This window comes from Vibrio sp. 2096, from assembly GCF_033339595.1.
In the GTDB taxonomy this organism is placed as follows: Bacteria; Pseudomonadota; Gammaproteobacteria; order Enterobacterales; family Vibrionaceae; genus Vibrio; species Vibrio alginolyticus.
Map to the genome: position 1 here is coordinate 1 of NZ_JAWOUX010000050.1, position 1,671 is coordinate 1,671.

Annotated in this window: 2 protein-coding genes; both read right to left on the reverse strand. The window is 43.8% G+C overall.

Translation table 11 applies throughout. The features are described 5' to 3' along the window. Positions 1-119: 119 nt before the first annotated feature. Positions 120-1,324 (reverse strand): IS3 family transposase gene (locus tag R7Q41_RS23910; protein ID WP_318144699.1). Its coding sequence is split into 2 segments (ribosomal slippage): positions 120-973 and positions 973-1,324, totalling 1,206 coding nucleotides; the frame shifts between segments, so codons are not numbered across the junction. A 175-nt stretch (positions 1,325-1,499) separates the two neighbouring features. Beyond that, positions 1,500-1,671: type II secretion system pilot lipoprotein GspS-beta (gene gspS2, locus R7Q41_RS23915; protein WP_318144700.1), on the reverse strand; the 172-nt coding region annotated here is incomplete at its 5' end.

Consider the following 1,671-nt stretch of genomic DNA (forward strand, 5'->3'; position numbering starts at 1 on the left):
AGCGGTGGGTGAGATTGATGCCCTGACTGCCGAACATCCCAGCAAGACCTTACAGGCCTTCGTTCGCGCTGCTGGATAATGATGAGTGACCCGTCCTGATATGGGTTGACACTTTTTAACTAAAACGCTCGATGTACTTCATCGGGCGTTTTGTATTTTAAAGCCGTATGAGGCCTCATTTGATTATAGATCTCTACAGATTCTGCAACCATCGTCCTCGCTTCTTCCAGATCTTTCGGTTTCCTAAGTAAGAACTCCATTTTGAGTATCCCATTTACACGCTCTGCTAAAGCATTCTGATAGCAATCATAGCCGTCAGTCATCGAGCAAGTCACTTTGTGTTTCTTATGGATATCTTGATATTCCTTCGAACAGTATTGTGAGCCTCTATCTGAGTGGTGTATTAGCTTTTCTTCACTCTGTCGTTGCCTGAGAGCTGAGATAAATGCCCGCTTAACTGATTGCGTTTTCATGTTGTCATCCACATAAAAACCAACAATCTTCCTTGAATAAGCGTCTGTAACCAAGCTGAGATAACTCTCTCCATTTTGAGTTGGCAAGTAAGTAATATCAGCAACCCACAGTTGTTCTGGCTTCGTTGGTGTCAGCCCATCTTTCACTTTGTTTGGGTGACAGAAAAATCGATGACGGCTGTCAGTCGTTCGGTGATAGGCTCGTCTTGCTCTCACTAACAGCCGATGCTTTCTGAGAAGTTCAAAGAGCTTATCGCGACCTATTTGAATGCCCTTTGTTGCTGCTAAGAACTTCAGTTTACGCGTGCCAATGCGTGGCTGCTTCAGCCTGACTTCACGGACAAAGCCAATGACAGCATGCTCATGATGTTCACAACGAGATTGAGTTTGGCATTGCTTATAATAAGCTTGGCGAGAGATTTGTACTAACTGACAAAACTTCGTAACGCTCAAACCTACTATGGTTTTCTCTTGGACAACGCATCTTTGTGCTTTTTTGTCACTCTAACGCCATAGTCACGCTCCATAACGTTCACTACAGCTTCAAAGAAGTCGGCTTTGAGTTGAGCATCTTCGAGCTGCTTCTCAAGCTCTTTAATACGTTGCTCTGGTGTAGGAGGTGAATTGAACTCGGCCATAGAGTCTCCTTTGGACATAAAGTTAGGTGTCCCTTTAGACCAATCTAGTCGACCATGCTTACGAAGCCAAACCAAAACCGTAGAGCAACCTTGGATGCCATACTTCTCTTGGGCTTGTTTGTAAGTGAGGCTTCCTTTTTCAACCTCATCAACTACAGTGAGTTTAAAAGCGAGGGAGTAATCGCGCTGAGTTCTTTTAGCTTTTGATTTCATAACACTCTCCAATTTTTGGGGTGGAAAGTGTCAACCTTATTTAGGACGGTACAGTGGCCAATAAAAAAGCGGAGACCATCGTCTCCGCTTTTGTATCTTTTATTTAATGTCCGCCTAGCTCACTAACGACGGCTCTCGTTGTCGTCGGGCTTGAGCGACAAGCAAATTACTGTGACTATTTGATTTTGCTACAGGTTTGCTCTGAAACCAATTCATCAGCAATTAGCTGACCGCGTGAGTTACGCACTTTCAATCGGTACATCAAACCCATATCAATTTGCTCTCTTACCGACGGCGTATTGCAGTAAGTATAAATACTGGTATTCAGTACTTGGTTTAATGGTTTC